This is a genomic window from Idiomarina aminovorans (assembly GCF_023155095.1).
GTDB classification, from domain to species: Bacteria; Pseudomonadota; Gammaproteobacteria; order Enterobacterales; family Alteromonadaceae; genus Idiomarina; species Idiomarina aminovorans.
Genome location: NZ_JAKNDA010000002.1, coordinates 88,536 through 113,864 on the forward strand (window position 1 = coordinate 88,536; position 25,329 = coordinate 113,864).

The following is a 25,329-nucleotide window of genomic DNA, read 5'->3' on the forward strand; positions in this document are numbered from 1 at the left end:
GGTAAATTCATTTCGCAAGTGATTTCTTGAACGACATTTTTAAGCGAAGTTGGTATCCTGTAAAGCTGTTTAAAACAGAGGTCTCTTTATGAAAGGAATAAGCCGTTTTTTCCCAATCTTTAAATATCCATTGCGCTGGTTAACGCGCTTTCAGGAAATTTGGGACGGTACAGAAGAAGAACACTCGGCAACAGTCGGCAAACCCGTTGTTTATGTTATGCGTTCGACTTCGAAAGCGGATTTATCGATTTTACAGCGGGCAGCGCTAAAACGCGGCTTGCCGGACCCCGTTGAACCCCTGGCGGTAAATGGAAAATCCTATAGCCGAATTATGTATCTTGAGGAATTGGCTAATGATGTCTCGGAACAGACGGTTTCAGATTTCCATCAGTTGCTAACCTTGCATAAAGACAAGCCTGAGCTGGATGTCCAACTGATACCGGCCGGCGTTTTCTGGGGGCGTCAGGCAGGGCAAGAGGCCCATGCCGGTAATACCATGACTGGTGACCTGGATAATCCGGGGCAATTTCGCAAGTTCTGGCTGGTGATGTTTTCCGGGCGACAAGTGTTGCTGCGTTTTTCGCGTGCTGTCAGCCTCGGTACTATGGCGCGCGAGCACGGCACTGACATGCGTATAGCGCATAAGCTGGCTCGAGTAGCGCGGGTTCATTTTGTCCGTATGCGGCACGCGGTGGCCGGGCCTAAACTGAGCCAGAGAAAAGAACTTATGTCGGCGTTAATTAATACACCGGCATTAAAAAAAGCAGTACGCGATGAAGCGAAAAGTAAAAAGATTAGTGAGGAAGCAGCCCGTAAGCGCGCTTTGTCTTATATTGACGAAATAGCGGCGAATTATAAATCAACGCTTATTCGGGTGCTGGATCGCTTTATGACCTGGATGTGGAATCGAATTTATAACGGCATTCATGTAAAAGGCGGCGATACTATTCGCCAATTGGCGCAGCAAGGCCACGAAGTTATTTATGTGCCCTGTCATCGCAGCCACATGGATTATCTGCTGCTGAGCTATGTCATTTATAAAGAAGGTCTGGTTCCGCCGCACATTGCCGCAGGCGTGAACCTTAACTTTTTCCCTATTGGTGGTATTTTCCGTCGTGGCGGCGCGTTTTTTATTCGCCGTAGCTTCCGTGGTAACAAACTTTATTCAGCGGTATTTCGTGAGTACTTGTGCTGGCTGTTTCAAAAAGGCTATCCGGTAGAATATTTCAGTGAGGGCGGACGTTCCAGAACTGGACGCTTATTACCCCCTAAAACCGGTATGTTGGCCATGACAGTGCAGGGCATGCTGCGTGACCAGCAACGCCCGGTATCGCTGGTGCCGGTCTATTTGGGTTACGAGCACATTATGGAAGTTGCTACTTACCTGAAGGAGCTTAAAGGTAAAGATAAGGAAAAAGAATCGGTTTTCCAGATTCTGAAAACGGTTGCCAAACTCAGGAATTTTGGTCAGGGCTTTGTAACATTTGGTCAGCCGGTAAATTTAAAACATTATTTAGACGAGGCCGCGCCTAATTGGCATGAGTCTGTCACCCGTGGTGCGCAAGAACCTGAGCGTCCAAAATGGTTAAATCCGGTGGTCAGTGGTTTAGCCGAGCAAGTCATGCAGGGCATAAACGATTCGGCTGCCGCTAATAGTGTTAATTTAACCGCGCTGGCGTTATTAAGCTCAGAACACCATGCGTTAATGAAAGAAGAGCTATTGGCGCAGTTGGATGTTTACCGGGGCGTCTTGCGGGAAGTTCCTTACAGCAACATGGCGAGTACCCCGGAAGAAACTCCGGAGGAATTGTGGCAACAGGCGTTGCGCACCGACAAGTTTACTGTCAGCAGCGATACTATGGGTGAGGTTGTATCGCTGGAACATATGTCAGCTATCGCTATGACCTACTATCGCAATAATATTCTGCATATGATGGTGGTGCCGGGTATTGTCGCTTCCATTATTATGGCGAAGAAGAAAGTCAGTGTGGCTGAAATTGCGGCGCGGACACAGGCAATTTATCCGTCCTTAAAGGCTGAATTGTATTTGAGCCACGACGTTGAGGATTTACCGCTCTGGACGGAAGCCTTAGCAGAAGAGCTGGCCAGACAAAATCTAATTACGCTTGAAGACGGTATTTGCACCATAGCACAGCGCGAGAGTGCGCAGTGGTTCCGCTTACGCTTATTGGCTAACAGTGCCAGCGAAACTTTGCAGCGTTACTGTATTGTGCTGGAGCTGCTGCAGCAGGCGCAGCCTATTATGCGTGCCGACCTGGAAAGGCAGTCAATTACCCTGGCTGAGCGTTTAAGCTCAATTCATGGCATTGACGCACCGGAGTTCTACGATAAAAAAGTGATGTCGACGCTCATTGCCAGTTTAAAACAGCAAGGTTTTGTCGAGATTAACGACGATGGTCGGCAAATTGCCGCACAACCTGTTGGTGAGCTCAGCGATCAGGTTGATGAGCTCATCGACGGGCCGGTACTGCAAACCATTCGTCAGTCAGTGCAGCAGTTTGTTCAGCAACTGAAAGAGTCCGCTGAAGACAAGTCGGCTCCAGCCCAGAATGAAGAAACGCAAAAGTAATCAGAACCAGTAGTGCAAGGCCAGGCCAACGGCGAAAACCATGCCAATGTAGTGATTATGCAGAAACGCCCGGAAGCACTTTCCGGGCTCTCTTTCGCGTATCAACCAATGCTGATAGGCAAATAACCCGAAAACACCGACCAGAGCCAGCCAAACCTTGAATTCAGCGCCGATAAGATAAAGTACCCACGCCAGCAAGGCTAAAGTGACTGTCTGTAAAATACCTATGATCAGGCGGTCAAAGTGACCAAATAAAATGGCGGTGCTCTGAAGGCCTAATTGCAAATCATCCTCCCGGTCAGCCATTGCGTATTCGGTATCGTAGGCTACGGTCCAGATAACATTAGCGACAAACAGCGACCCGGCAATAAGCCACTGTTCAGACGCCAGTGCTGTAAAGGCCATTAATATGCCGAAGCTAAAAGCGATACCCAACACTATTTGTGGTAAATGGGTCCAGCGTTTACAAAACGGATAAAGCGCAGCGACACCAACGGCCAAAAAGCTCAGCATCACGGTTTGTGTATTCAACTGCATAACCAGCGCAAAAGCAATTAACAGCAAAGCAATAAAGCCGATGATTGCTTCTGTGGCCGATATTTTCCCTGCCGGAATAGGCCGCTGACTAGTACGGCGGACATGACCATCAAAGTTTCGATCGGCGAAATCGTTAATCACACAACCGGCGGAGCGCATGATAAAGGTACCCAGCAAAAATATAACCACAATGCGCAGTGGCGGCTCTCCTTCGCCTGCTATCATTAACGCCCAGATAGTTGGCCAGGCAAGCAAGTAAGTGCCAATGGGCTTGTCGGCCCGCATTAACTGCCAAAAAGCGGCTAACCTTTGCATGGTAACTCCTTTTATAATAATTAACGATAAAGCGACGATGGCTCCAGAAATATTTCGCTGACCAACAGTTGCTCGCCGCTGGTTGAAAACATTCGTCGGCGGCCCAGCAATGGTCGTTTTTGATCAAACCACTGATGGTTTAACTGCGCGACTGAATGCGCCGAATTCACTGTGGCAACTTCAATAGGACCGCAGTACAAATCTTTGCACGCGAACAACGACTCACCCAAAGACTCATTTCCCAGCTTCTGTAAATTCAGTGTGCCTGAGCTTTCTGCACTGGGTAAAAACAGGCTGCGGGCAAAAACCCAGGGCACTTCATTACAGCATAGTAGAACTTCACGAATCACGACCGGACCATGGTGTTTGAGTCGTTCGCTCTCTTCTGCGTGAGGAGCAAGTTGTTGTTGGCCAAGTAATTTAACAGAAAATTGCTGACCTACTTGTTTCAGGCGTTGGGTAAGAGAGCCCTCGTAAAGCAGCCAGTCGGCCTGCTCAGGTGTTAATGCAAGTTGTTTTGGCGGCACCCAGCACAGCGTCTCGCTTACGGGAAAAACCGGGGTCGGGTAAAACTCTGTTATCATTTGTATTGGCGTTATTAAGCTCTGTCGCTATGATAGCAGAGAGAACTTAATTGAACAGCAATTGGGCCGGGTGGGCTATGAAACTTCTGATAACAGTATTGGCGAGTATTTTTCTGTGGTTTAGCAGTGTGTCGGCCGCATCAGCACAAGACGTTGCTTACTATGGTTTTGAGCCGGACATCACCACTAATTACCTGAAGGAGGGTAACGACTATCGGCTCGGGTTTATCCGTGTGGCTGTTGAAGTAATGGTACCGGATCCAAGTTACATTAGTGTGGTAGAGCATCATGCGCCTTTGTTGCGGAATGCCTTTGTTTCAATTTTAAGTACGGCAACCGAGCGGCAGGTAAGAACCATGACCGGACGCGATCAGTTGCGCCTAAAGTGTGTGGAAAGAGCCAAAGAATTGATGAAGCAGGAAACTGGCAACCCGGTTATCCGCGATGTTATTTTTACTAAATATCTTTATCAGTGAAGTTGTCGTATCTTTGGATTTAGCCAGCGCACGACAACGCCTGCAAGGCAGCCCGAAAGTAACCCTGCCAGGTGGGCTTCATTAGCGACATTGACCCACAGCATGTCGGTGTAGCCAACCACCAGCCATAGCAACATGAAAATAATCAGCCCCTGTGGCAGATAGAGCGGGGTCGGCCGATTAAAACTGTATAGCCAGCAAAAGCCGAGCAAACCGTAAACCACGCCTGAGAGACCGCCAAAGTTTGGTCCGTTAAACAGATACTGGATAACATTTGCTGTAATACCGCAGAATAACAGTAGTGCCAGTAGCCAGGATGTGCCCAGAGAACGTTCAATACGCCCTCCCAGATACCACCACCAAAACAGGTTAAATATCAGGTGCAGTGCCGTAAAATGCATGAGTACAGGGGTAATGAAGCGCCAGGGTTGATCATAAGGCAGGGCGGCAAAGTAGCGGCTAATTTTCAGCGTATTCAGAATGGTTTCGGGGGACACCTGAACAGCCATAAATACCAGCACTGTCAGTACCGCAACAATGCGAGTTAACCAACCACTTTGTTTCAGTAAATTCAAAGACAAAGGGGTTGAATGTGATGTTGCGGCAGGCCTCTCTTGTGCTGGCCCAGCGACTAACTCCGGGTTATCTTTAAACTGTTGAATCAGTGTTTTAGCAGCGGCTTCATAGCTGCTCTGGTATAACCATAACTCCAATTGCTCACCGCGTTCAGTAACGCTGACTGGCATACCTTGCTGGCGTAAATACTGATAAAGCTTACGCATCCAGTCGGAATCGCGGCTGCTGAGCAATCGTCGCATGGGTTACTCCTTTTCTGTGTCTTCAGACAACGTGTGTTCGGGAAACGACATAGACCAGGCCGTATAGCCGCCATCCATGCTGTGTACCTCAGTAAACCCCTGACTTGCAATGTAATCGGCAGCACCTTGACTGCTAATTCCATGATAGCAAACCACAACCACTTTCTGATTTTTCTGAACCGAGTTCAGGAACTGCGGCAAATTGTTGTTATCCAGACGTTGAGAACCCGGAATATGCCCCGCAGCAAAAGACTGCGGGTCACGAATATCAACAAATACCGCATCACCATTTTGCCAGTGCTCAACAGCAGTGGGTAATTTCATCAGTTGATAATTGCTCATTTTTTGGTTAATCCCAGTTCAGTATGATTTTGCCTGACTGGCCTGAAACCATGGTTTCAAAACCTTTCTCAAAATCATCAATGGGCATTTCGTGCGTCAAAATTGGAGAAATATCCAGGCCTGACTGTAGCAAACTGGCCATTTTGTACCAGGTTTCAAACATTTCACGGCCATAAATGCCCTTAATGACCAGCCCTTTGAAAATTACCTGATTCCAGTCAATAGCGATGTTTTCCGGCGGAATACCCAGCATAGCCACGTTGCCGCCGTGGTTCATAGCTTCCAGCATTTGTGAGAAAGCTGAAGGAACACCAGACATTTCCAGACCAACGTCGAAACCTTCTTTCATATCAAGCTCAGTCATTACGTCAGACAGGTTTTCTTTGCTGACATCAACCGCACGGGTTACGCCCATTTTGCGGGCTAAGTCGAGGCGGTATTCGTTTACGTCGGTTATGACGACATGGCGCGCGCCAACGTGACGGGCGACCGCCGCTGCCATAATACCAATTGGGCCTGCGCCAGTAATAAGCACGTCTTCACCGACCAGATCAAAAGCTAAAGCGGTGTGAACAGCATTACCAAAGGGGTCAAAAATGGAGGCCATTTCGTCGGTCACATCATCCGGTAATTTAAAGGCATTTTCTGCCGGTAGTGCTAAGTATTCTGCAAAAGCGCCCGGGCGGTTAACGCCTACGCCGTAGGTGTTGCGGCACAAGTGACGACGGCCGGCACGGCAGTTACGACAGTGCCCGCAGGTAATATGACCTTCGCCGGAGACCCGGTCACCAATTTCAAAGCCGCGAACACCGTCACCTATAGCGGCAACTTCACCCACGTATTCGTGGCCTACCACCATCGGCACCGGAATGGTTTTTTGTGACCAGTCGTCCCATTTGTAAATGTGAACATCAGTACCGCAAATGGCGGTTTTTTTTATTTTAATCAGTATGTCGTTATAGCCGCACTCAGGCTTTTCAACGTCGGTCATCCAAATGCCGGGTTTTGAGTGCAATTTAGCCAATGCTTTCATTCTTTACTCCTTAAATCACACCCAGCTCTTTACCAATGCGGGTAAAGGCTTCAATGGTGCGGTCCAGTTGTTCGCGTGTGTGTGCCGCAGACATCTGCGTGCGGATGCGGGCTTTGCCCTTAGGAACGACAGGGAAAGAGAAGCCAATCACATAAATATCTTCTTCTAACAGGCGGTCCGACATCTCTGAGGCCAGTTTCGCATCGCCAACCATGACCGGAATAATAGCATGATCGGCACCGCTTAAGGTAAAGCCTGCGTTCGTCATTTGCTCACGGAAATAACTGGCGTTTTCCCACAGTTGGTTGCGTAATTTATCGCCCTCGGCCAGCATTTCCAGTACGCGGATAGACGCCTGTACAATGGTCGGTGCCACAGAGTTAGAGAATAAGTACGGGCGTGAACGCTGGCGTAACCAGTCAATAACTTCTTTTTTGCCGGAAGTATAGCCACCGGAGGCGCCGCCCAGGGCTTTACCCAAAGTACCGGTAATAATGTCGACACGACCCAGTACATCACAATACTCGTGTGTGCCTTTACCACTTTTGCCTAAGAAGCCGGTTGCGTGGCAGTCGTCCATCATGACCAGCGCGTTGTATTTATCAGCTAAGTCGCAAATGCCTTTTAAGTCTGCAATAACGCCGTCCATGGAGAATACGCCGTCGGTGGCGATTAACTTGTGGCGAGCGCCGTCTGCGTCAGCTTGTTTTAACTGCGCTTCTAAATCTTCTAAGTTGTTGTTTTTATAACGGTAGCGCTTAGCTTTGCTTAAACGAATACCGTCTATGATGCTGGCGTGGTTGAGCTCGTCACTGATAATGGCGTCTTCCGGACCCATTAAGGTTTCAAATAAACCGCCGTTGGCGTCAAAGCACGAAGAATACAAAATGGTGTCTTCCGTGCCTAAAAACTCGCTGAGCTTTTGTTCCAGCGTTTTATGAATATCCTGCGTGCCACAAATAAAGCGTACCGATGCGGTACCGAAACCATGTTCGTCCAGCCCTTGTTTTGCAGCTTTAATTAAATCAGGATGGTTTGCCAGCCCTAAGTAGTTGTTGGCGCAGAAGTTGAGTACCTTGCGGTCGTTCACGGTAATTTCAGCGCTTTGGTCGGAACTGATAATACGTTCTTTTTTGTACAGGCCTTCGGCTTTCGTTTCGGCCAGTTGGTCGGCCATTTGCTGATAAAAGGCTGAGCTCATATTTTACTCCACTATTTGAAAACGTAAGTTACCCTTTAGTTTACTGATGTTAGTCGTAACTCGCATCCTTAATTTGAATATCGGGCTTTTGTTTGGTGTGCACTTGCGTGTACTCTTTACGGTATTGAAATTAATGAAATAAAAAGCTCAAGAATAACGGCCCAGGAGAGTCTATGCATCGCCGAGCAATTTATCCGGGAACTTTTGATCCTATTACCAACGGCCACGCCGACTTAATTGAGCGTGCTTCAACTCTGTTTAATGAAATTGTGGTGGGTATAGCGGAAAGTCCCAGCAAAAAACCATTATTCAGTCTGGAAGAGCGCGTACGGTTAGCGCAGCAGGTCACTGAAAAGCTCAATAATGTTACTGTGGTTGGCTTTTCCGGCTTATTGGTCGACTTTGCGCATGAATACGATGGAACGGTTTTGATTCGTGGACTACGGGCAGTTTCAGACTTTGAATATGAATTCCAACTGGCTAATATGAATCGTCGATTAGACCCAAATATAGAAAGTGTGTTTCTGACACCAGCGGAAGAAAATTCGTTTATTTCATCGTCGCTGGTGAAAGAAGTGGCGCTGCACAGTGGTGACGTCAGTGGCTTTACTGACGCCCGGGTGGCGTCAGCACTGGAACAGAAAATTTTAGGCAAGCGTTCGGGTAAAAGCTAACCCAGGCTTAACTAAAAGCAACGTGATAAAACACGATGCTCATTAATACCGGGCATAAATAGCGAATGTGCCAACGTAATAAAGTAAGTCCGATACTGCCCGCAGCAATGACTTTTAAGTGGTTGCTGCGGTGCCATAACCAGCCAACTACCAGCAAATAGAACAGTCCCGATAACGGCAACTGGAACTGTGTAACCGCAGTGACCACCCAGCCAAACAAAGGCTCAAAGAAAAGAATCAGCAGCAGCGAAAAGGTTGCAATAACGCTCAATGATAAAGCGGTTGCTAGCGGGCGATTCAGTTTACGTTCCTCTATGCAGTAGGATACCGGCACTTCTGCCTGAGCAATGGTTGAGGTGAGTGCGGCAATACTCAGCAGTATAAAGAACGCGAAAGCCACAAACGGGCCGGTAACACCCATGCTGTTAAACAGCTCCGGCAATACGGCAAAAATGAGCTGGCCCTCGCCAATGAGCTGAGAGCCCTCACCGACATTAACACCCAGGTGAATGCCTGCGTATAAAGCAGGAATAATCAGCAGGCCGGCTAAAAAGGCAATAAAGGTATCCAGCGCTGCAACCGATAAACTCAAACGCCCCAGATTAGCACCGGGTTTCAGGTAGGAACCGTAAATCATCATGCCGCCCAAACCAATCGACAGCGAGAAAAACGCCTGGCCCATTGCCGCGACTAAAATGCTGGTATCGGTCATTAAGCTAAAGTCGGGTATTAAGTACTTTTTAAGTCCGTCGTCGGCGCCGGGCAGGGTCAGCATGTAAACAATCAGCGCTACCAGTAAAACAACTAAGGTTGGCATCAGCCGCTTAGACCAGCGTTCTATCCCTTTCTCTACTCCCTGAAAAACGACATAGGCCGTAGCCAGTAAAAATACCACGGTAAAGATTAAATCGCGGGTTAGCGAGCTATTAAGCAAGAATTCGGCAGCCGTTTCAATGCCAAAGCCCCGGGCCAGAAAGCCCAGAGCGTGAACCAGCATCCAGCCGGCAACCACATGGTAAAAGCTCAGCATTAAGCAAGAGCCCAGCACATTCAGGTAGCCCATTAAGCGACCTATAGGGCGGGCACGACCTTCAGACAGCTGCGTTAAGGAGCGCACCGGGTTTGCCTGGGCACTGTGACCAATCAGCATTTCACTGTAAAGCGCAGGAATAGCAAGTATAAATATGACGCAAAGGTACACCAGCAAGAAAGCACCGCCACCGTGGTTTGCAACCTGAGTGGGAAAGCCCCAAATATTACCCAGCCCAACGGCCGAGCCTGCTGCTGCTAATATAAAGCCAATTCGGCTGTGAAAGGAATCACGCATAATTGTTCAAATACTCACTGCTGCTTGCCAAAAGTCAGGCAGGCATTCTAACGGACTGACAAAATTTTGCTCTATCTTTTTTAGCGAAATCAAGCTAACATTCGCGGCCTGAAAATTAGCCAGTAACCAAACCGTAAAATAGGATGTTTCGCGCGGTGTTGCTACTTGTTAACGATAACGAACAAGACCGTAATTTCAGGAGCCTTACGTCATGCCTAATCTGGATCTGAGCCGCTACGGCATCACCGATGTCGAAGAAGTAGTCCACAATCCGTCCTACGACCTGCTGTTTGAAGAGGAAACTCGCGATGACCTGCAAGGTTATGAAAAAGGAACGGTAACGGACCTTGGCGCAGTCGCTGTCGATACCGGAATTTTTACCGGACGTTCCCCCAAAGACAAATACATTGTTCGCGATGACACAACCCGCGATACCGTCTGGTGGGCTGATCAGGGCAAAAACGACAACAAACCATTATCGACTGAAACCTGGAACGAACTGAAAGGCTTAGTCACAGAACAGCTTTCTAAAAAGCGCTTGTTTGTGGTCGACACTTATTGCGGTGCTAACGAAGACACGCGCCTTGCCGTTCGATTTATTACCGAAGTGGCATGGCAGGCACATTTCGTAAAAAATATGTTTATTCGCCCAGGCGAAGAAGAGCTGGAAACCTTTGAGCCAGACTTTGTGGTTATGAATGGTGCTAAATGCATCAATCCTGACTGGCAGGAACAGCAACTGAATTCCGAAAACTTTGTGGCGTTTAACTTAACTGAAAAAATTCAATTAATTGGCGGCACCTGGTACGGCGGCGAAATGAAAAAGGGTATGTTCTCAATGATGAACTACTTTCTGCCGCTAAAAGGCATTGCTTCCATGCATTGCTCAGCTAACGTCGGCAAAGAAGGCGACGTCGCTATTTTCTTCGGCTTGTCAGGTACCGGTAAAACAACCTTGTCTACCGACCCTAAACGCGCCCTAATTGGTGACGACGAACATGGTTGGGACGACGATGGTGTGTTCAACTTTGAAGGCGGTTGCTACGCAAAAACCATTAACCTGTCCGAAGAAGCTGAACCCGACATTTACAACGCCATTCGCCGTGATGCCTTGTTAGAAAATGTGGCAATTGATAACAATGCCAGGGTCGACTTTGACGACAACTCAAAAACTGAAAATACGCGTGTGTCGTATCCAATCCACCACATTGAAAACATTGTAAAGCCGGTATCAAAGGCAGGCCACGCGAAAAAGGTCATTTTCTTAACCGCGGATGCTTTTGGCGTATTACCTCCGGTGTCTAAGCTGACTAAAGAGCAGGCGCAGTATCACTTCCTGTCAGGATTTACTGCTAAATTGGCGGGTACTGAGCGCGGTGTCACCGAGCCAACGCCAACCTTCTCCAGCTGTTTTGGTGCGGCCTTTTTAAGTTTGCATCCAACCCAATATGCGGAAGTATTAGTGAAGCGTATGGAAGCGGCTGGCGCAGAAGCTTACCTGGTCAATACCGGCTGGAACGGCACGGGTAAACGTATTTCGATTAAAGCGACCCGTGCAATCATCGACGCTATTTTAGATGGCTCAATTGAAGACGCTGAGTTTGTGCAACTGCCTCACTTTAATCTGGCAATGCCAACCGAACTGTCGGGTGTTGAGGACAGCAACATTCTGGATCCACGTAAAACTTACGAAAATGCCGGTGAATGGGATGTTCGGGCGAAAGACTTAGCCGAACGTTTTGTCGCAAACTTTGAGAAATTTACCGATACCGATAACGGTCAGGCGCTGGTAGCGGCAGGTCCGCAACTGTAACGTCACAGTTTGAAACAAATTAAAGGGCTCGTAACACTTGTTACGGGCCCTTTGTATTTCTAATATGGGCGTATCTTTAGCAATAACAGAAAAACAACATGCGCCTTTCAGTTAATAATGTTTCTAAGCGTTACCGGACCGTAACAGCGGTTGACGACATTTCCCTGGATATTCAACCCGGTAAAATACAGGCTCTGCTTGGTCCTAACGGTGCCGGTAAATCTTCATTAGTGAGAATGCTGGTCGGGTTAACCCAGCCTGATGAAGGCAAAATTCTGGTCGAAAATAACGGCAGCAGTATTGAGTTAAGCTACCACGATTTTGCTTATCTGCCGGAAGACCGGGGTTTGTATCAGGATCGCTCCATTCTCGATAACCTTAACTATATTGCCAGCCTGCGCGGATTAAAGCTCAGTGACATACGCGGCGATATTGACAACTGGCTGGAGCGGTTTGAACTGACTGACCGTAAAGACGAGCCATTGCGCCAAATGTCTAAAGGCAACCAGCAAAAAGTGCAGCTAATTGCGACACTGCTGCATGACCCACAACTGGTGATTCTGGATGAGCCCTTTTCAGGATTAGATCCGGTCAACCAGGAGCACGTGCTATCAGTATTGAATGAACTGCGCGAGCGGGGGAAAACCGTGGTATTAAGTGCCCATCAAATGGAACTGGTTGAGCGTTTAGCCGATACCATGTTGCTGATGGATAAAGGACGTGCGGTAGCGCAGGGTAGCTTACAGGAAATACGCGATACGCTTTTACCTAAGGCCGTTTATCGGGTAACGACCAATGCTCAGCTTGCGCTGGAAAACTGGCAGGAAGCAGAGCAAATAGACTCTATGCGTAAAATAAATGACCAACAAGTAGAAATAACCTTTAGTGCCGACACCAGAATTGAGCAGTTGTGGCCGCAGCTTGCACAGCAGGTACCGATTAAAGCTTTTGCGCCGATTCAACCCGGATTACATGATTTATATCTGGATACCATTCGTCGGCAAGTGAGCAGTCAGACAACCAGCAGGGAGGCGCAGGCATGAAACAGACGAACCCGGGGTATTTAAAGCAGCTAAAAGCGATTTCATGGTGGGAGTTTAAGCGTTTCTTTAAGTGGAAACAGGAGCTTCTGTCATTGGCACTTTTGGTGGGGATTTTTGCCGTAAGCGCTGGCTGGGGTGCCATTACCCAAGTTCTGTCCGACGAATATCAAGGCGCTATTTTTTACGAACAAGGCAAGCCGCAGGCATGGGAATTTGAGGCACCAAAAGATTTAAACCTTCGCAGCGCCGGCACCATGGAAGTGGAGAAATGGAAAGCGCAGCTACCGCAAGACTTAGATACACTTATTGTTATTACGCCGGAGTTAACCGCAAGGGTGTGGGTGAAAAAGTCTCAAACCTGGCAACAGGAGCTGCGTAGCAAGCTTCAGGAGCAATTGCAGGATTTGCGTATTAAGCAGTTGGCTTTAGCCCCTGAAGAGCGTTCTGTCATTGACGAAAAACCGGAGATCACTTTTGCCATTGAAGAAAGCGAAGACGCCTCTATTGATGACGCTAACGACAGTTCCGCCAGCATGCTACTGGTGGTTATTATGGTCGGGGTTTTCACCGGTTTTGGTTTGATGATGATGTCCATTACTGCGGAGAAGCAACAGCGAGTGACCGAGCAATTGCTGACCATTGTGAGCCCCACGCAATGGATGGATGGCAAAATTATCGGTATTACTCTACACAGCATTAAGTCCATGCTGTTTATTGGTTTAATGATCTTAGGCGTGAGCCTGGTCATTGCGGCGTTTTCAGAAAACGGCGGTTCAGGTCTGGACTGGGGCGTTGGAACGGCGTTGCTGAGTCTTATTTTTGTTTTATTGGGTATCGTATTAATTAACGCCATGCTGGCAGGTTTTTCGGCAACCATTGATGACCCCAACCATTCGTCCCGTAGTACCGTAATGCTGGTACCGTTGTTGCCGGTGTTTTTAAGCTTTAGCGTTATTGGAGAACCGGACTCAACGGTTGCTACGGTAATGAGCATTATACCCGTCAGTTCGTTTGCCATGATGCCCGCACGTTTGCTGCAAACTGATGTTGCTGTCTGGGAATGGTTGTTGAGTCTGGTTTTGCTGGGTGCTTTCGTTTACTGGATGCGCAGCGTGGCAGGGCGGTTATTTGCCATGGGTATTCAATACTACGGTAAAGAACCGGGGTGGAAAGAGATCTGGCAGGCTATTTCCGGCAAATAATAAAGAATAAAACAAAAAAGGGCCGGCAGCATCATAGCTTTCCGGCCCTTTTATATTAGATGACTCGCTTACTTCAGCTGTTCTGCGTGCGGCAACTCAAACGATGGTTTTTGCTCGGCTTTTTCTACCAGGAAAGTGTTCATCCAGCGCATAAAACGCATGCTGTAATCCAGCTGTGCGGCCACCTTGCGGTTACCGTGACCTTCACCGGGGTACAACACTAAACGCACCGGAACGTTGCCGTGAGTTTTCAGGTAGCGATAAAGCTCCATTGACTGCGACGGGTGAACACGAGTGTCTTCTTTACCATGCATGATCAAAATAGGCGTACGCGCCTTTTCTGCGTGGTAAATCGGACTGCGTTCTAAGTACCATTCCCACTTGTCCCACGGATAGCTGCGGGCGTGAACGGCATGCATTTCTTTAGCAATGTCGGTGGTACCAAACTTTGATAAGTTGTCGCTGATACCGACGAACATAACGCTGGCCGCAAAATGCTCAGTTTGTGCGGTTGCCCCCCAGGCTGACGCATAACCACCGTAGGAACCACCGGTGATACCCACGAGAGACTCGTCGGCTAAGCCAATGTCAACCAAGTGTTTCTTGGCATCAACAATGTCGTCAAACTCTTTACCGGCATAGTCGTTCTGACCCAGTTTAGAGAACTCAACACCACGACCGGTGCTGCCCCGGTAATTTGGGAAGAACAACGCATAGCCATTAGCGGCAGCGTGTTTAACCGGCGATGCATAGCGATCTAACCAGCCGTTGCTGTAGTGCGACTCAGGACCACCGTGAATCACCATTACTGTCGGGTAGCTTTGGCCTTCTTCATAGTTATTTGGGTAGACAACAATGCCCTCCAGCTTAAGACCGTCGCGGGCTTCGTAGGTAATGGTTTCCTGACGCGGCATATCAATGTCTGCCAGCCAGGGGTTTGAATCCGTTAAACGCTCCAGCTGACCGTTGCTGTATTTAAAGGCTTCGCTTGGGTGGCTTGGGCGGTGACCGGTGAGTACAAATTCCGATTTACCGGCTTCGCCGTCCAGGCTGGTGAAAACGGCTTCGCCCAGTTTTAACAGGCTGCGGCTTTCTAAAAACTTCAAGGTTAACGCCTGAACTTCTGTTTCGGTGCCGCGGTGACCCAACCAGATAATTTCTTCATCGGTACGCCAGCTAAAGTCTTTGATAGCACCGGTGTAGTCGGGCAGAACATTACGGTGCTCCTGCTCGCGGATGTCATAAACAAATAAGGTGCCGGCTGACGGGTCATTGTAATCTGCCGCGCGGATCATTGCTAAGTAACGCCCGTCTGGTGAAAACTCAGCGCGCCCCAGCTTACCTTCGCTTTTAAATGACGTGACCACTTCACCATCCAGGCCGATTAACTGGTACTGACTGCTCATGTAGTTGTCGTCAATAAGCGAGGTTGGCGCGGTGCGTACTAACAGTTGCTTGTTATTAGGGTGAAAATCAACCGACAGTGCGTGTTGGTCGCCAGTAGTTACCGCTGTGGCTTCTGCATTCTCATTGTTTAAAGAAACGTGGTAAACCTGTGTGTAGGTTAAGTCTTCTTCGTAAACCTCAGCTTTAAAGCCTTTTTTTGCCAGCTTCTCTTTGTCGCTGTCTTTTGCGCCTGAAGACAAGAACACCAGCTGTTCGCCATTGTCGCTTAGTGCATAACTACCAATATTACCGTCAAATTCAAAAACCGACTGAACACCACCGCCGCGTACTGGTATACGGTAGAGCTCCTGATAGTCATCGCCTTCTTCTTTAGCGGTAAAGTAAAGATACTCGCTCTGCGGACCAAAGCTGACGCGGCTGAACTTCTTATCCTTACTCAGGTAGGAGGTTTCTTCACCTTTGGCGTTAATAAGCACTAACTCACTGTCGTTAGAGCCATCCTCGTCTTCGTAAGGCGTGCGGGGAATTGAGCGGATAACCGCAGTGAATTGACCATCCGGTGACAATTGAGCAGAGCGAATGGCTTTGGTGGTTACGGTGTCCATTAATGACATGTCGCGGGCGTCTATATCTGCCGCCCATGCCGCTAATGCGATACCGCTTACAGCACGTAAAAGCATAGTAGTCTCCAGTTTTTGTTTTTTATGGTTGTCGTTTTAGTAATCGGCGAGTTGCTTCGGCGCCCCTGGCAACTAAGCGAACTTGCTGAATGGTTTTTTCGGTAATTATTTCGCGTGCTTCCTCGTCAACGTCAAAGCAGTCTGCCCCGGCGCTGAATACAATCTTAGCAATGGTGTCAGATTGTAGCTCGGCCAGCTCGCGGGTAAAGGACTGCTCGTTGACCAAATAGTCTTCCAGTTCGGCCTTAAAATGATCAATTTCGCGCACTACCGCTAAACGGAAACTGCGTGAACGACCGGAACGCTCCTGCAGCAACAACCGGAAAGTAGCAGTATTGTCGGCTACAAACTGCATAAAGGTTTCTATTGAGACCCGGATAATAGACCCCCCGGACTCGATTCGCTGTCGCGCCTGGCGCAAAAGTTGACGCAGAGATAAGCCGCACTCATCCACCAAAGTGAGTCCTAGCTCATCCATATCACGAAAGTGTCGGTAAAATGAGGTGGGGGCAATACCGGCTTCGCGGGCGACTTCACGCAGGCTTAAACTGGAGAATCCGTTTTCGGCGCTTAATTGGTTCATTGCCGCGTTAATTAACGCTTGTCGGGTTTTCTCTTTTTGCTTTGCGCGAATTCCGGCCATAGTGGTTGATTCATATTTGCTTATGTATCAAGAATGATAACACAGCTTTTTACACTTTTACCGCTTGTAATTTTCACGCGAACCACGTACATTCAGCGTACAGGTGTACGCTGTCTTGTTACCTGCTTTTATTTGATTGGTTTAGGTTATATGTATGCAACAAAACTCTGAAAAACCCCCTATTATCTGGTTAAACACCTTAGTTTTTGCCATCACCTTTATTGTCGCCGTTGTTGGCGTGCCTTTATACGCTTACAGCGTGGGTATTGCTGCCGCGTTCTGGTGGGTTATGTTAGGCACGGCGTGCTTCGCCGGGCTATCAATTACCGCCGGGTATCATCGTTTGTGGGCGCATCGCACCTACGACGCACACCCTGTTATTCGCTTTATTTTTGCCATTGGTGGTGCGGTTGCCCTGCAAAACAGTGCCTTGCACTGGTCTTCTGACCATCGTGAGCATCATAAGCACGTGGATGACAATGACAAAGACCCGTATTCCGCTAAACGCGGTTTCTGGTACTCGCATATTGGCTGGATGATCCGGGAATATCAGGCAAGTCGGTATACCGACTACGATAACGTAAAAGACTTGCAGAAAGACCCTATCGTTATGTGGCAGCATAAGCATTATCTCGCACTGACACTGACGCTGAACTTCGGCTGGCCAATTTTAGCCGGCTTTATGCTGGGTGATGCCTGGGCTGGTTTGCTAGTGATTGGGGTACTGCGTTTGGTACTGAATCACCATACTACTTTCTTTATTAACTCGCTGGCGCACATTTGGGGCAAACAGCCTTATACCGACAAAAACACCGCGCGCGATAACGGCGTTCTGGCATTTTTGACCTTTGGTGAGGGTTATCATAATTACCACCATATTTTTGCCGCCGATTATCGTAATGGCATTCGCTGGTGGCAGTTTGATCCAACCAAATGGTTAATTGTTGCCGGTAAATGGCTGGGGCTGGCCCGAAACCTGAAACGCAGCTCGCCTTACCAAGTTGAGCGGGCGAAACTGCAAATGCAGTTAAAAAGGGCGCAAGACAAAGCCAAAGTGGTACCCGAGTCGCTATTTAACCGGGCTCAGGAACACTATGAACAGCTTGGGCAACAGTTAAGAGCGTATTACCAGGCACGTAAAAAACTGCTGGATATTAAAACTAAAGCGCTAAAAGATCATGTGAATCATGACATTGACGTGCTTAAACAGCAGGTAGATGAAATGAAAGCTGGTTTAGAAGCACAGAAACGTTCGTGGAGAGACTTGTTGAATCAAATTCAACAACATGCCTAGCGTTAAGTAATAATTGCGACGAATGGTACGAGTCATTACTTGATCATGTTTAAATTATGACCGATACTAAGTTCTACATTCGTAGTAACACACTGTGTGTGTGGGAGGAAAACGATGGAAATTGGTGCAGCAATGAACTCAGGCTTGCAGGGTATGCAGCGTGCAAACCAGCAAGTATCACAAGCGAGTCAGGAAATTGCTTCAGCTTCTACATCGGGTCGTAACGATGTTCAGCAGCAAGACAACGCGAATATCAATGGTGGTGAAGTTGCAACGGAAGCGGCAGCAGAAACCAGTCAAAGCGTAACCGCTGCAAACACAACCGATTCGCTGGTGTCTCTGAACCAGGGACAAACTAACTTCGAAGCCAATGCCCAGACGGTAGAAACTGCCGACGAGATATTGGGTACAATGATAGATACCAACGCTTAATGTTCTAATATGAATATCTCACCAGCGTTACCGTCTATTCCTGTAACATCGGCACTACCTGCGGAGTCGATGAGCCGAGATAATGTGCAGCGGCCGCTGGTGAATGAACCTGCCAAATCTGATCAGTCTAGTAATAAAGCCGATACCCAGGCAGATCGTAAATCTGACACTAAAGCCGACGGTAAAACTGAGAAAAAGAACGCCACCGACCAGGCCGGTAAAGACGTCACCGATGACGCGGAAAAAAATCAGCAGCGGTTAAGTGAAGAAGAAATTAAAAAAGTTGATGAGCTGAAAAGCCGTGATCAGGAAGTTCGTGTACACGAGCAAGCGCATGCCGCGGTTGGCGGTCAGTATGCCGGTTCCCCTTCTTATGATTACGAACGTGGGCCAGATGGCAAGTCTTATGCCGTAGGTGGTGAAGTTCAGATTGACGTTAGCCCGGTTAATGGTGACCCCCAGGCCACTATTCAGAAAATGCAGGTAGTGCGTCGTGCCGCACTGGCACCAGCGCAACCGTCTGCGGCAGACCGTGCTATAGCGGCTGAAGCCACGAATAAAGCCACTCAGGCCAGAGCTGAATTGGCTGAAATACAGGTTGGGGCTGCTGAGGGCGGCGAAGAAAGCGAGAATCAAAACCCCGATATCAGTATTAATGCCCCGTTTAATAAAAGCCTGGAAGGTGAAAAAAAAGGTGATGGTGATAGCCAGTCTGCGTCATTAGGCGCTGTAGCACCTGCCGAAGAAGGTAGAAAGACCCTATCGTCAGCTGAGCGCAGCGAAATGATTTCTTCGTTTTACGATAAGCGCGTTCGTCCTTCCGTGGACACTTTCAGCGCTACCGCTTAATTCTCTTTATTCCAATCTACTCTTTTTTCGCTTTTGCGAGAGCATCTGCCAAAGCACTACCCATAGCTGAATTTTGTGGTTGAGGCGCACGACCACCATTGCGATTATTGCCTGAAGGCTTCTTCTTAGAGTCGTTATTGGTTTTTGCTTTTGGCTTATCGCCTGCCGTCTTATTGTCGGTATTGGCTGGCATTTCATCGCTTAAACGCATGGTTAAACCAATACGCTTACGCTCAATATCCACTTCCAGCACTTTGACCTTAACAATGTCACCGGCTTTGACGACTTCACGCGGGTCGCTGACAAACTTGTCAGCCAGTGCTGAAATATGAACCAAACCGTCCTGATGCACGCCAACGTCTATGAAGGCACCAAAGTTTGCCACGTTAGTCACTACACCCTCTAACAACATGCCCGGTTTTAAATCACTGACCTTTTCCACGCCTTCTTTAAACTCTGCCATTTTGAATTCAGGACGCGGGTCACGGCCCGGTTTTTCCAGTTCGGCTAAAATGTCCGTGACCGTGGGCAGACCAAAACGTTCGTCGGTGTAGTCTTTGGCGTTCAGGGTTTTAATCAATTGCTGGTTACCAATTAGCTCCTGTACCGGTAGGGAATTTTCTTTGGCAATACGCTCAACCACGGTATAGGCCTCCGGGTGAACCGAAGAAGCATCCAATGGTTGTTCGCCGTTACTAATGCGTAAAAAGCCTGCCGCCTGTTCAAACGCTTTGGGCCCCATGCGAGCTACATCTAACAATTGTTTACGGTTAGCAAAAGCACCGTTAGTATCGCGATGTTCAACCAGGTTCTTCGCCAGCGTTTTGGATAGACCCGAAACACGCTGCAACAACGCCGAAGAGGCCATATTGGCATCCACACCCACCGCGTTTACGCAGTCTTCGACCACCGCATTTAGGCTCTGCGCCAGTTGCGACTGGCTGACATCGTGCTGATACTGGCCCACGCCAATAGACTTAGGTTCGATCTTCACCAGTTCGGCCAGCGGATCCTGTAAGCGGCGGGCAATAGACACCGCGCCACGCAAAGATACATCCATATCCGGAAATTCTTGTGCAGCAAGTTCAGACGCTGAGTAAACCGACGCACCGGCTTCGCTCACAATGACCTTAGTCGCTTTTATTTCGCTGTGTTGCTTCAGCATATCGCCGACCATTTTGTCGGTCTCGCGTGAGTGAGTGCCGTTGCCAATACTGATAAGCTCAACTTTGTATTGCTTACACAGCGTTGCCAGCGTGCGCATGGCTTTGTCCATCTGGTTTTGCGGCTGGAACGGGAATACCGTGTTGGTGGCAACCGCTTTACCGGTTTCATCCACTACTGCGACTTTAACACCGGTACGAACGCCCGGGTCTAAGCCCATAGTGGCTTTGGCACCGGCGGGCGCCGCCATCAGCAAGTCTTTTAAGTTGCTGGCGAATACTTGAATCGCCGCTTCTTCAGCACGTTCGCGCACCCGCGCCATTAGTTCGGTTTCCATGTGCAGCGACAGTTTTACCCGCCAGGTCCATTGAATCACCTGACGCAGCCAGTCATCGGCAGCACGGGCTTTATGCTCAAAGTTTAAGTAATCGGCAATAATGACTTCACAATGCGAGCCTGCCGTTTTGTCTTCACTGCCCGGGTCAGCGTCCATCGACAACTGCAAAAAGCCTTCGTTACGGCCACGTAGCAACGCCAGTGTGCGGTGCGACGGAATGGTTTTAAACAGCTCTGAAAACGCAAAGTAGTCGCGGAATTTCGCGCCGTCTTTTTCTTTACCGGCCGCCACGGTGCTGGTTAAGTGCGCGTTCTGCCACAAATGCGTACGCAAACGTTTCAGAAGCTCGGCCTGTTCGGCAAAGCGTTCCATTAAAATAGCGCGGGCTCCGTCTAAAACCGCTTTGGTATCAGCAAAACCTTTGTCGGCATCTACATACTCTGCAGCAGCCTGCTCGGGGTTTTGACTCGGGTCTTGCCATATTAGATCGGCCAGTGGCTCAATGCCTGCTTCAATGGCAATTTGCCCCTTGGTGCGGCGCTTGGGTTTGTAAGGCAGGTATAAATCTTCCAGCTCGGTTTTCGAGTCAGCAGTTTTAATGCTCTTTGCCAGCTCGTCAGTCAGCTTGCCTTGCTCGTCAATGGATTTCAGTATCACCTGGCGGCGGTCATCCAGCTCGCGCAGATAGTTCAGGCGCTGATGCAACTGACGCAACTGCGTGTCGTCTAAGCCACCGGTTACTTCCTTACGGTAGCGCGCAATAAAAGGCACCGTTGAGCCTTCATCCAGCAATTGAATAACGGACGAAATTTGGCGCTCATCCACCTTTAGTTCATTAGCGAGTAATTGCGGTATCTGGCTCATAGTACATCTCTTAGTTTGAAAACTTTACGGCAAATAATGGGGACGAATGCTATCACGAATTGACTACGCGGGCTGCTGGTAACTTATCTTATTAATGAACCAGGTTTTAGTGCCCTGCGGTGTTGTTACCTCAGCCTCGTCGTCGACCTGCTTTTTCAGCAACGCTCGCGCCATAGGGGAGTCAATAGACACCGCGTCTTTACGGTCGTAAATTTCATCCGGGCCGACAACTTGAAAGGCACGAAGGTTTGCGTCCTCGTCCTCAATTTCCACCCAGGCACCAAAGAACACCTTGCCGTCCTGCTGCGGTGAGTAATAAACGATTTTAACCTGCTCCAAGCGCTTAGTTAAGTAGCGAATGCGGCCATCAATTTTACGCAGCTTCTGCTTATTATATTTATAATCCGCGTTCTCAGACCGGTCACCGAGGCTCGCCGCCCACGACACTTTTTCAACCGTTTCCCGGCGTTCAACCCGCCAAAGGTGCTCAAGCTCCTGCTGCAACTTATCGTAACCGCCACGGGTAATTAAATTGGTTTTCATACGCTGATTTGTTATTGCCTGCGTTAAAGATAACCCATGATTTTACTGGGTTATGGCTCTGAAGGAAATGGCAGCGAGGAGAATGGTAGATTATCAATCGCACTAGGTAAGGATGAGCCGACACCTTTTTTGTTATCATCAGCTTGTATCTTTAATGCCTCACTCATTCTAAGACCGCTACCGTAAAGCAACTCGATAACTAAGCGATTACGTCCGTTTAATTGGCTCAAAATATCGATAACTTCGCTGGGCGATAAAACAACAGGTAACTGTCGCTGCTTGGTTGCTAAATTGAAGTTTAAATCGCCGAGTTTTTTGCCAAGAGCTTTATGATACAGATAGACCAAAGCATTAAGCGCCGTTTTCTGAGTATTTATGGCGACATGGCGTTCGTTAGCTAGCCAACTTAGATACTCTCGAACTTCATTACTACCCAGTTTTTTAGGATGCTGCTTTTTATGAAAATAAATGTACTGACGAATCCAACCTAAGTAGGACTTCTCTGTTCTTAAGCTCTGTAACCACGTAAACGCATATCAGCGCGCAGCTGTTCAATAAATGGGCTAGGCATAAATTCTCATCCTTGAGCTTTGAAATTAGCCATTAACTTTAGCCTAACTTGCGGCTCACTTTTGTCAGCAATATTGCATAGTTTATTGTTGTATTACGTATGTAACTCGTTTAATGTCAACTACATAATAAAAACAAAAAGTTAGATATTGCGCACTCGCCAGATTAGAAATGAGCATGCTCGAATTGGTTTGTCTGTTTTTGGTGGTTTTTTTGAAAAATAAAACGAGTTATTAAAGGGTTGCAAAAAAAGCAGCAATTTAATGAACGACCAAAGTGCGCACGCACAATATACAAATGTTATACGGCATCGCTCTAGTGTGCGTGTTCCACCGTAAGCGGGCATTGGTCGAAAAGTAGAAAAAAAATAATATTAAATGTAAGTCCCCTTGTCTTTGGTCCGTTTTTTAAGGTCTTGATACATGAAAATTACTTCCTTCGCTTTAAAGAATTACCGGCGGCTAGCCGATGTAAGCTTAGTGCTTGATGATAAAACAGCGGTTCTTGTAGGTGCTAACAATAGTGGGAAAACGTCTTGCATTGGTGCTCTACATACATTTCTAAAAAGTCCGGAAAATCTCAAGGTTAGAGATATATCTAAGAAGAATTGGAAGCACATCCAAAATCTGGGTAAAGAAGTCGAAGAAGAGTTTCCCTCCATCGAGAAAATGCAGGAGCTATCTGATGCTCTTATCAGGTTATTGCCTAGTTTAGATATCGAGATAACAGCGGAAGCGAGTGAGGCATATAAGGTTCGTGACATCCTACCAGACCTAGAGTGGAAAGGTGGTGCTCTATCCGTTCGCATAAATTATGAAGTGATTGATGTCTCCAAACTATTTAGTGAGTTTGTTGATACGAGAGTGGTAGTATCCAAGCATCAAGGTGAGGTAAGCCTATGGCCTAAAGATCTCTGTGATTTCTTAGAGAAAGGCCGGAATTTCAGTAAGTTCATAAAGCAAAAGCACTACGTTTTGAGCAAAGAGGCTGAGCCTAGTTCGAACGAAATTTTACAGCCGCTAAAATATGAAGCTTTGAAAAAGTTAATTCGAGTAGACGTTATATCCGAGCAGCGGGGGCTAGGTGCTGAAGATAACGCAGATCAAAAAGGGCCATATTCAGAAAAGCAGCGGCTCAACAAGTTACTTCGAGACTATTATGAGCGTATTTTGAACCCAGAAGATTACCCAGAGGCTGGCGACCTCAAAGTCTTGGGGCAACAGCAAAATTTAGAAAATGACTTCACCAAAAGATTGAACGATCAGTTTGAGGCTCCTTTCGAAGAGTTGAAAAGTATGGGTTATCCTGGTATCGGTGGTAATCCAACTGTTGAAATTTCCGCGCAAATTAGCGGAACGGATGCGTTGCAAAAATCGTCATCGGTACGATACCGTTTTGATAAAAAAGATGAAGAGTTTCTTCCCGAAAGCTACCTAGGGCTTGGCTACCAGAATCTCATCTATCTGACCTTTAGGCTTCTAGAATTCCGCGACAAATGGATGCGTGTTGGTAAATCGGCTTCTTCAGGACACAATGTCGAAGAGCAGATTGAGCCAATTCACCTGGTCTTACTTGAAGAACCGGAAGTTAATCTTCACGCGCAAGTTCAGCGTGTTTTTGTATCGAAAGCTTACGATACTTTGCGGAATCATCCCGATTTGCGCGACAAGAATACCAAAAAAGATAAGTCTGAATACCAGACACAGCTCGTGATTAGCACCCACTCCAGTCATATTATTAATGATATTGACTTCAAAAATTTACGTTACTTCCGGCGGAACGATGCAAATACGTTCATCGCAATGGACCATACAACAATTGCAAACATGTCAGAGCTTTTTGCGAATGCGAAAGATGAGCTTTTGTTTGTAAGTAAACACTTGAGGCTCACTCATTGTGACATCTTCTTTGCCGACGGCGTTATATTCGTCGAGGGGCAAGCAGAGCGTCTTTTGGTACCAGAGTTCATTTTCAATAGCTTCCCGGATTTATCTAATCGGTACATCTCGATGCTCGAGGTGAACGGTGCTCACACGCACAAATACAGAGCGTTAGTCGAAAAGCTTGGGGTCACGACTCTAGTGCTGACGGATCTTGACTCTGTTGATAACAACGGGAAGTCTTGTTTTCCGCAAAGAAACTCTGATCAAAAGAGCAACAATGATACTTTGAAGATCTGGCATCCACAGAAAGAAACGTTGGATGAGTTAGTAGATTTGCCGAAAACGGAACATATGACAACAAGCGAAGGTGCGCCGCTTTACATTGCTTTTCAGAAGCCGGCCCAGATTTCTGAGAAGGAGGTTTTATCCCGAACATTTGAAGATGCTTTGATTCTGGCTAATTTTGACCAAGAGTATTTTCAGAAGAAACCCAAACTCGAAACTGCAAAATCGGCCCATGAAGATGGCAGTAAGTCGTTGTCAAAGTCACTTTATGAATATGTGCAAGGTTTAAAAAAGGGCGACTTTGCCTTCGATTGCCTATTCCATCTCGCGGATAAAGAGTCGAATAGCTTCAATCCCCCTGAATACATGAGCGATGGCCTTAAATGGCTGGCAGTTCAGCTTTCACCAAAAGAATAGGGGGGA

22 protein-coding genes and 1 pseudogene are annotated in these 25,329 nt (G+C 47.8%); 10 read left to right on the top strand and 13 right to left on the bottom strand.

Annotation, left to right across the window (positions count from 1 at the left end):
- Positions 1-88 precede the first annotated feature (88 nt).
- The gene (gene plsB / locus L8G48_RS04520; RefSeq protein WP_248263423.1) at positions 89-2,590 is read left to right on the top strand and encodes a glycerol-3-phosphate 1-O-acyltransferase PlsB; all 2,502 of its coding nucleotides are present in this window, start codon (positions 89-91) and stop codon (positions 2,588-2,590) included.
- On the opposite strand, the gene ubiA is transcribed toward plsB, so the two are convergent.
- Positions 2,591-3,442 (bottom strand): 4-hydroxybenzoate octaprenyltransferase, encoded by an 852-nt coding sequence (gene ubiA, locus L8G48_RS04525; RefSeq protein WP_248263424.1) that lies wholly within the window; start codon positions 3,440-3,442, stop codon positions 2,591-2,593.
- 20 nt (positions 3,443-3,462) lie between these two features.
- Complete coding sequence (locus L8G48_RS04530; protein ID WP_248263425.1) at positions 3,463-4,026, bottom strand: chorismate--pyruvate lyase family protein; 564 nt, start codon at positions 4,024-4,026, stop codon at positions 3,463-3,465.
- 77 nt (positions 4,027-4,103) lie between these two features.
- Here L8G48_RS04530 and L8G48_RS04535 point away from each other — a divergent pair, with 77 nt between their 5' ends.
- Complete coding sequence (locus L8G48_RS04535; protein ID WP_248263426.1) at positions 4,104-4,502, top strand: flagellar basal body-associated protein FliL; 399 nt, start codon at positions 4,104-4,106, stop codon at positions 4,500-4,502.
- Here L8G48_RS04535 and L8G48_RS04540 read toward each other — a convergent pair.
- From L8G48_RS04540 to L8G48_RS04555, 4 genes are read right to left on the bottom strand one after another with little or no spacing between them, the layout of a single operon-like run.
- Positions 4,496-5,320 carry a rhomboid family intramembrane serine protease gene (locus L8G48_RS04540; RefSeq protein ID WP_248263427.1) on the bottom strand — a complete coding sequence of 275 codons (825 nt, stop codon included), beginning with the start codon at positions 5,318-5,320 and terminating at the stop codon, positions 4,496-4,498. The genes L8G48_RS04535 and L8G48_RS04540 overlap by 7 nt on opposite strands.
- 3 nt (positions 5,321-5,323) lie before the next feature.
- Complete coding sequence (gene glpE / locus L8G48_RS04545) at positions 5,324-5,662, bottom strand: thiosulfate sulfurtransferase GlpE (protein WP_248263428.1); 339 nt, start codon at positions 5,660-5,662, stop codon at positions 5,324-5,326.
- Positions 5,663-5,669: 7 nt separating this feature from the next.
- Positions 5,670-6,695 (bottom strand): L-threonine 3-dehydrogenase, encoded by a 1,026-nt coding sequence (gene tdh / locus L8G48_RS04550; RefSeq protein ID WP_248263429.1) that lies wholly within the window; start codon positions 6,693-6,695, stop codon positions 5,670-5,672.
- Between the two features lie 10 nt (positions 6,696-6,705).
- Positions 6,706-7,896 (bottom strand): glycine C-acetyltransferase, encoded by a 1,191-nt coding sequence (locus L8G48_RS04555; protein WP_248263430.1) that lies wholly within the window; start codon positions 7,894-7,896, stop codon positions 6,706-6,708.
- Positions 7,897-8,069: 173 nt separating this feature from the next.
- Here L8G48_RS04555 and coaD point away from each other — a divergent pair, with 173 nt between their 5' ends.
- Positions 8,070-8,570, top strand: coding sequence for a pantetheine-phosphate adenylyltransferase (gene coaD / locus L8G48_RS04560; RefSeq protein ID WP_248263431.1), 501 nt, complete (start codon positions 8,070-8,072; stop codon positions 8,568-8,570).
- 7 nt (positions 8,571-8,577) lie between these two features.
- Here coaD and L8G48_RS04565 read toward each other — a convergent pair whose 3' ends face one another.
- Positions 8,578-9,897, bottom strand: a complete 1,320-nt coding sequence (locus tag L8G48_RS04565) for a sodium-dependent transporter (protein WP_248263432.1) — start codon at positions 9,895-9,897, stop codon at positions 8,578-8,580.
- A 211-nt stretch (positions 9,898-10,108) separates the two neighbouring features.
- On the opposite strand from L8G48_RS04565, the gene pckA reads away from it, so the two are divergent.
- The 3 genes from pckA (at position 10,109) to L8G48_RS04580 (ending at position 13,955) form a co-directional block, all read left to right on the top strand.
- Positions 10,109-11,710, top strand: a complete 1,602-nt coding sequence (gene pckA / locus L8G48_RS04570) for a phosphoenolpyruvate carboxykinase (ATP) (RefSeq protein WP_248263433.1) — start codon at positions 10,109-10,111, stop codon at positions 11,708-11,710.
- 98 nt (positions 11,711-11,808) lie between these two features.
- Positions 11,809-12,753, top strand: coding sequence for an ABC transporter ATP-binding protein (locus tag L8G48_RS04575; protein ID WP_248263434.1), 945 nt, complete (start codon positions 11,809-11,811; stop codon positions 12,751-12,753).
- The gene (locus tag L8G48_RS04580) at positions 12,750-13,955 is read left to right on the top strand and encodes an ABC transporter permease (RefSeq protein ID WP_248263435.1); all 1,206 of its coding nucleotides are present in this window, start codon (positions 12,750-12,752) and stop codon (positions 13,953-13,955) included. Before L8G48_RS04575 ends, L8G48_RS04580 begins: the two co-directional genes overlap by 4 nt.
- A 68-nt stretch (positions 13,956-14,023) precedes the next feature.
- On the opposite strand, the gene L8G48_RS04585 is transcribed toward L8G48_RS04580, so the two are convergent.
- Both L8G48_RS04585 and fabR read right to left on the bottom strand, forming a co-directional pair.
- On the bottom strand, positions 14,024-16,042 hold the full coding sequence (locus L8G48_RS04585; RefSeq protein WP_248263436.1) for a S9 family peptidase: 2,019 nt from the start codon (positions 16,040-16,042) through the stop codon (positions 14,024-14,026).
- Positions 16,043-16,064: 22 nt separating this feature from the next.
- Positions 16,065-16,685, bottom strand: a complete 621-nt coding sequence (fabR, locus tag L8G48_RS04590; protein ID WP_248263437.1) for an HTH-type transcriptional repressor FabR — start codon at positions 16,683-16,685, stop codon at positions 16,065-16,067.
- Positions 16,686-16,839: 154 nt separating this feature from the next.
- On the opposite strand from fabR, the gene L8G48_RS04595 reads away from it, so the two are divergent.
- From L8G48_RS04595 to L8G48_RS04605, 3 genes are all read left to right on the top strand, one after another.
- Positions 16,840-17,979: a fatty acid desaturase gene (locus L8G48_RS04595; protein WP_248263438.1), complete on the top strand. Its 1,140-nt coding sequence runs from the start codon at positions 16,840-16,842 to the stop codon at positions 17,977-17,979.
- A gap of 114 nt (positions 17,980-18,093) precedes the next feature.
- A complete protein-coding gene (locus L8G48_RS04600) occupies positions 18,094-18,411 on the top strand; it encodes a flagellar basal body rod C-terminal domain-containing protein (RefSeq protein WP_248263439.1) in 318 nt (105 codons plus the stop codon).
- Positions 18,412-18,480: 69 nt separating this feature from the next.
- Positions 18,481-19,260, top strand: coding sequence for a putative metalloprotease CJM1_0395 family protein (locus tag L8G48_RS04605; RefSeq protein ID WP_248263440.1), 780 nt, complete (start codon positions 18,481-18,483; stop codon positions 19,258-19,260).
- Between the two features lie 16 nt (positions 19,261-19,276).
- On the opposite strand, the gene L8G48_RS04610 is transcribed toward L8G48_RS04605, so the two are convergent.
- The 4 genes and pseudogenes from L8G48_RS04610 to L8G48_RS04625 all read right to left on the bottom strand — a co-directional run.
- On the bottom strand, positions 19,277-21,625 hold the full coding sequence (locus L8G48_RS04610) for a Tex family protein (RefSeq protein ID WP_248263441.1): 2,349 nt from the start codon (positions 21,623-21,625) through the stop codon (positions 19,277-19,279).
- 63 nt (positions 21,626-21,688) lie between these two features.
- Positions 21,689-22,168 (bottom strand): transcription elongation factor GreB, encoded by a 480-nt coding sequence (gene greB, locus L8G48_RS04615; RefSeq protein WP_248263442.1) that lies wholly within the window; start codon positions 22,166-22,168, stop codon positions 21,689-21,691.
- 50 nt (positions 22,169-22,218) lie between these two features.
- Positions 22,219-22,515: a site-specific integrase gene (locus L8G48_RS04620; RefSeq protein WP_248263443.1), complete on the bottom strand. Its 297-nt coding sequence runs from the start codon at positions 22,513-22,515 to the stop codon at positions 22,219-22,221.
- Positions 22,516-22,533: 18 nt separating this feature from the next.
- A pseudogene (locus L8G48_RS04625) lies at positions 22,534-22,650 on the bottom strand (phage integrase N-terminal SAM-like domain-containing protein); the annotation flags it as partial.
- A gap of 510 nt (positions 22,651-23,160) precedes the next feature.
- Here L8G48_RS04625 and L8G48_RS04630 point away from each other — a divergent pair.
- Complete coding sequence (locus L8G48_RS04630; protein ID WP_248263444.1) at positions 23,161-25,323, top strand: ATP-dependent nuclease; 2,163 nt, start codon at positions 23,161-23,163, stop codon at positions 25,321-25,323.
- The last annotated feature ends 6 nt before the right edge of the window (positions 25,324-25,329 follow it).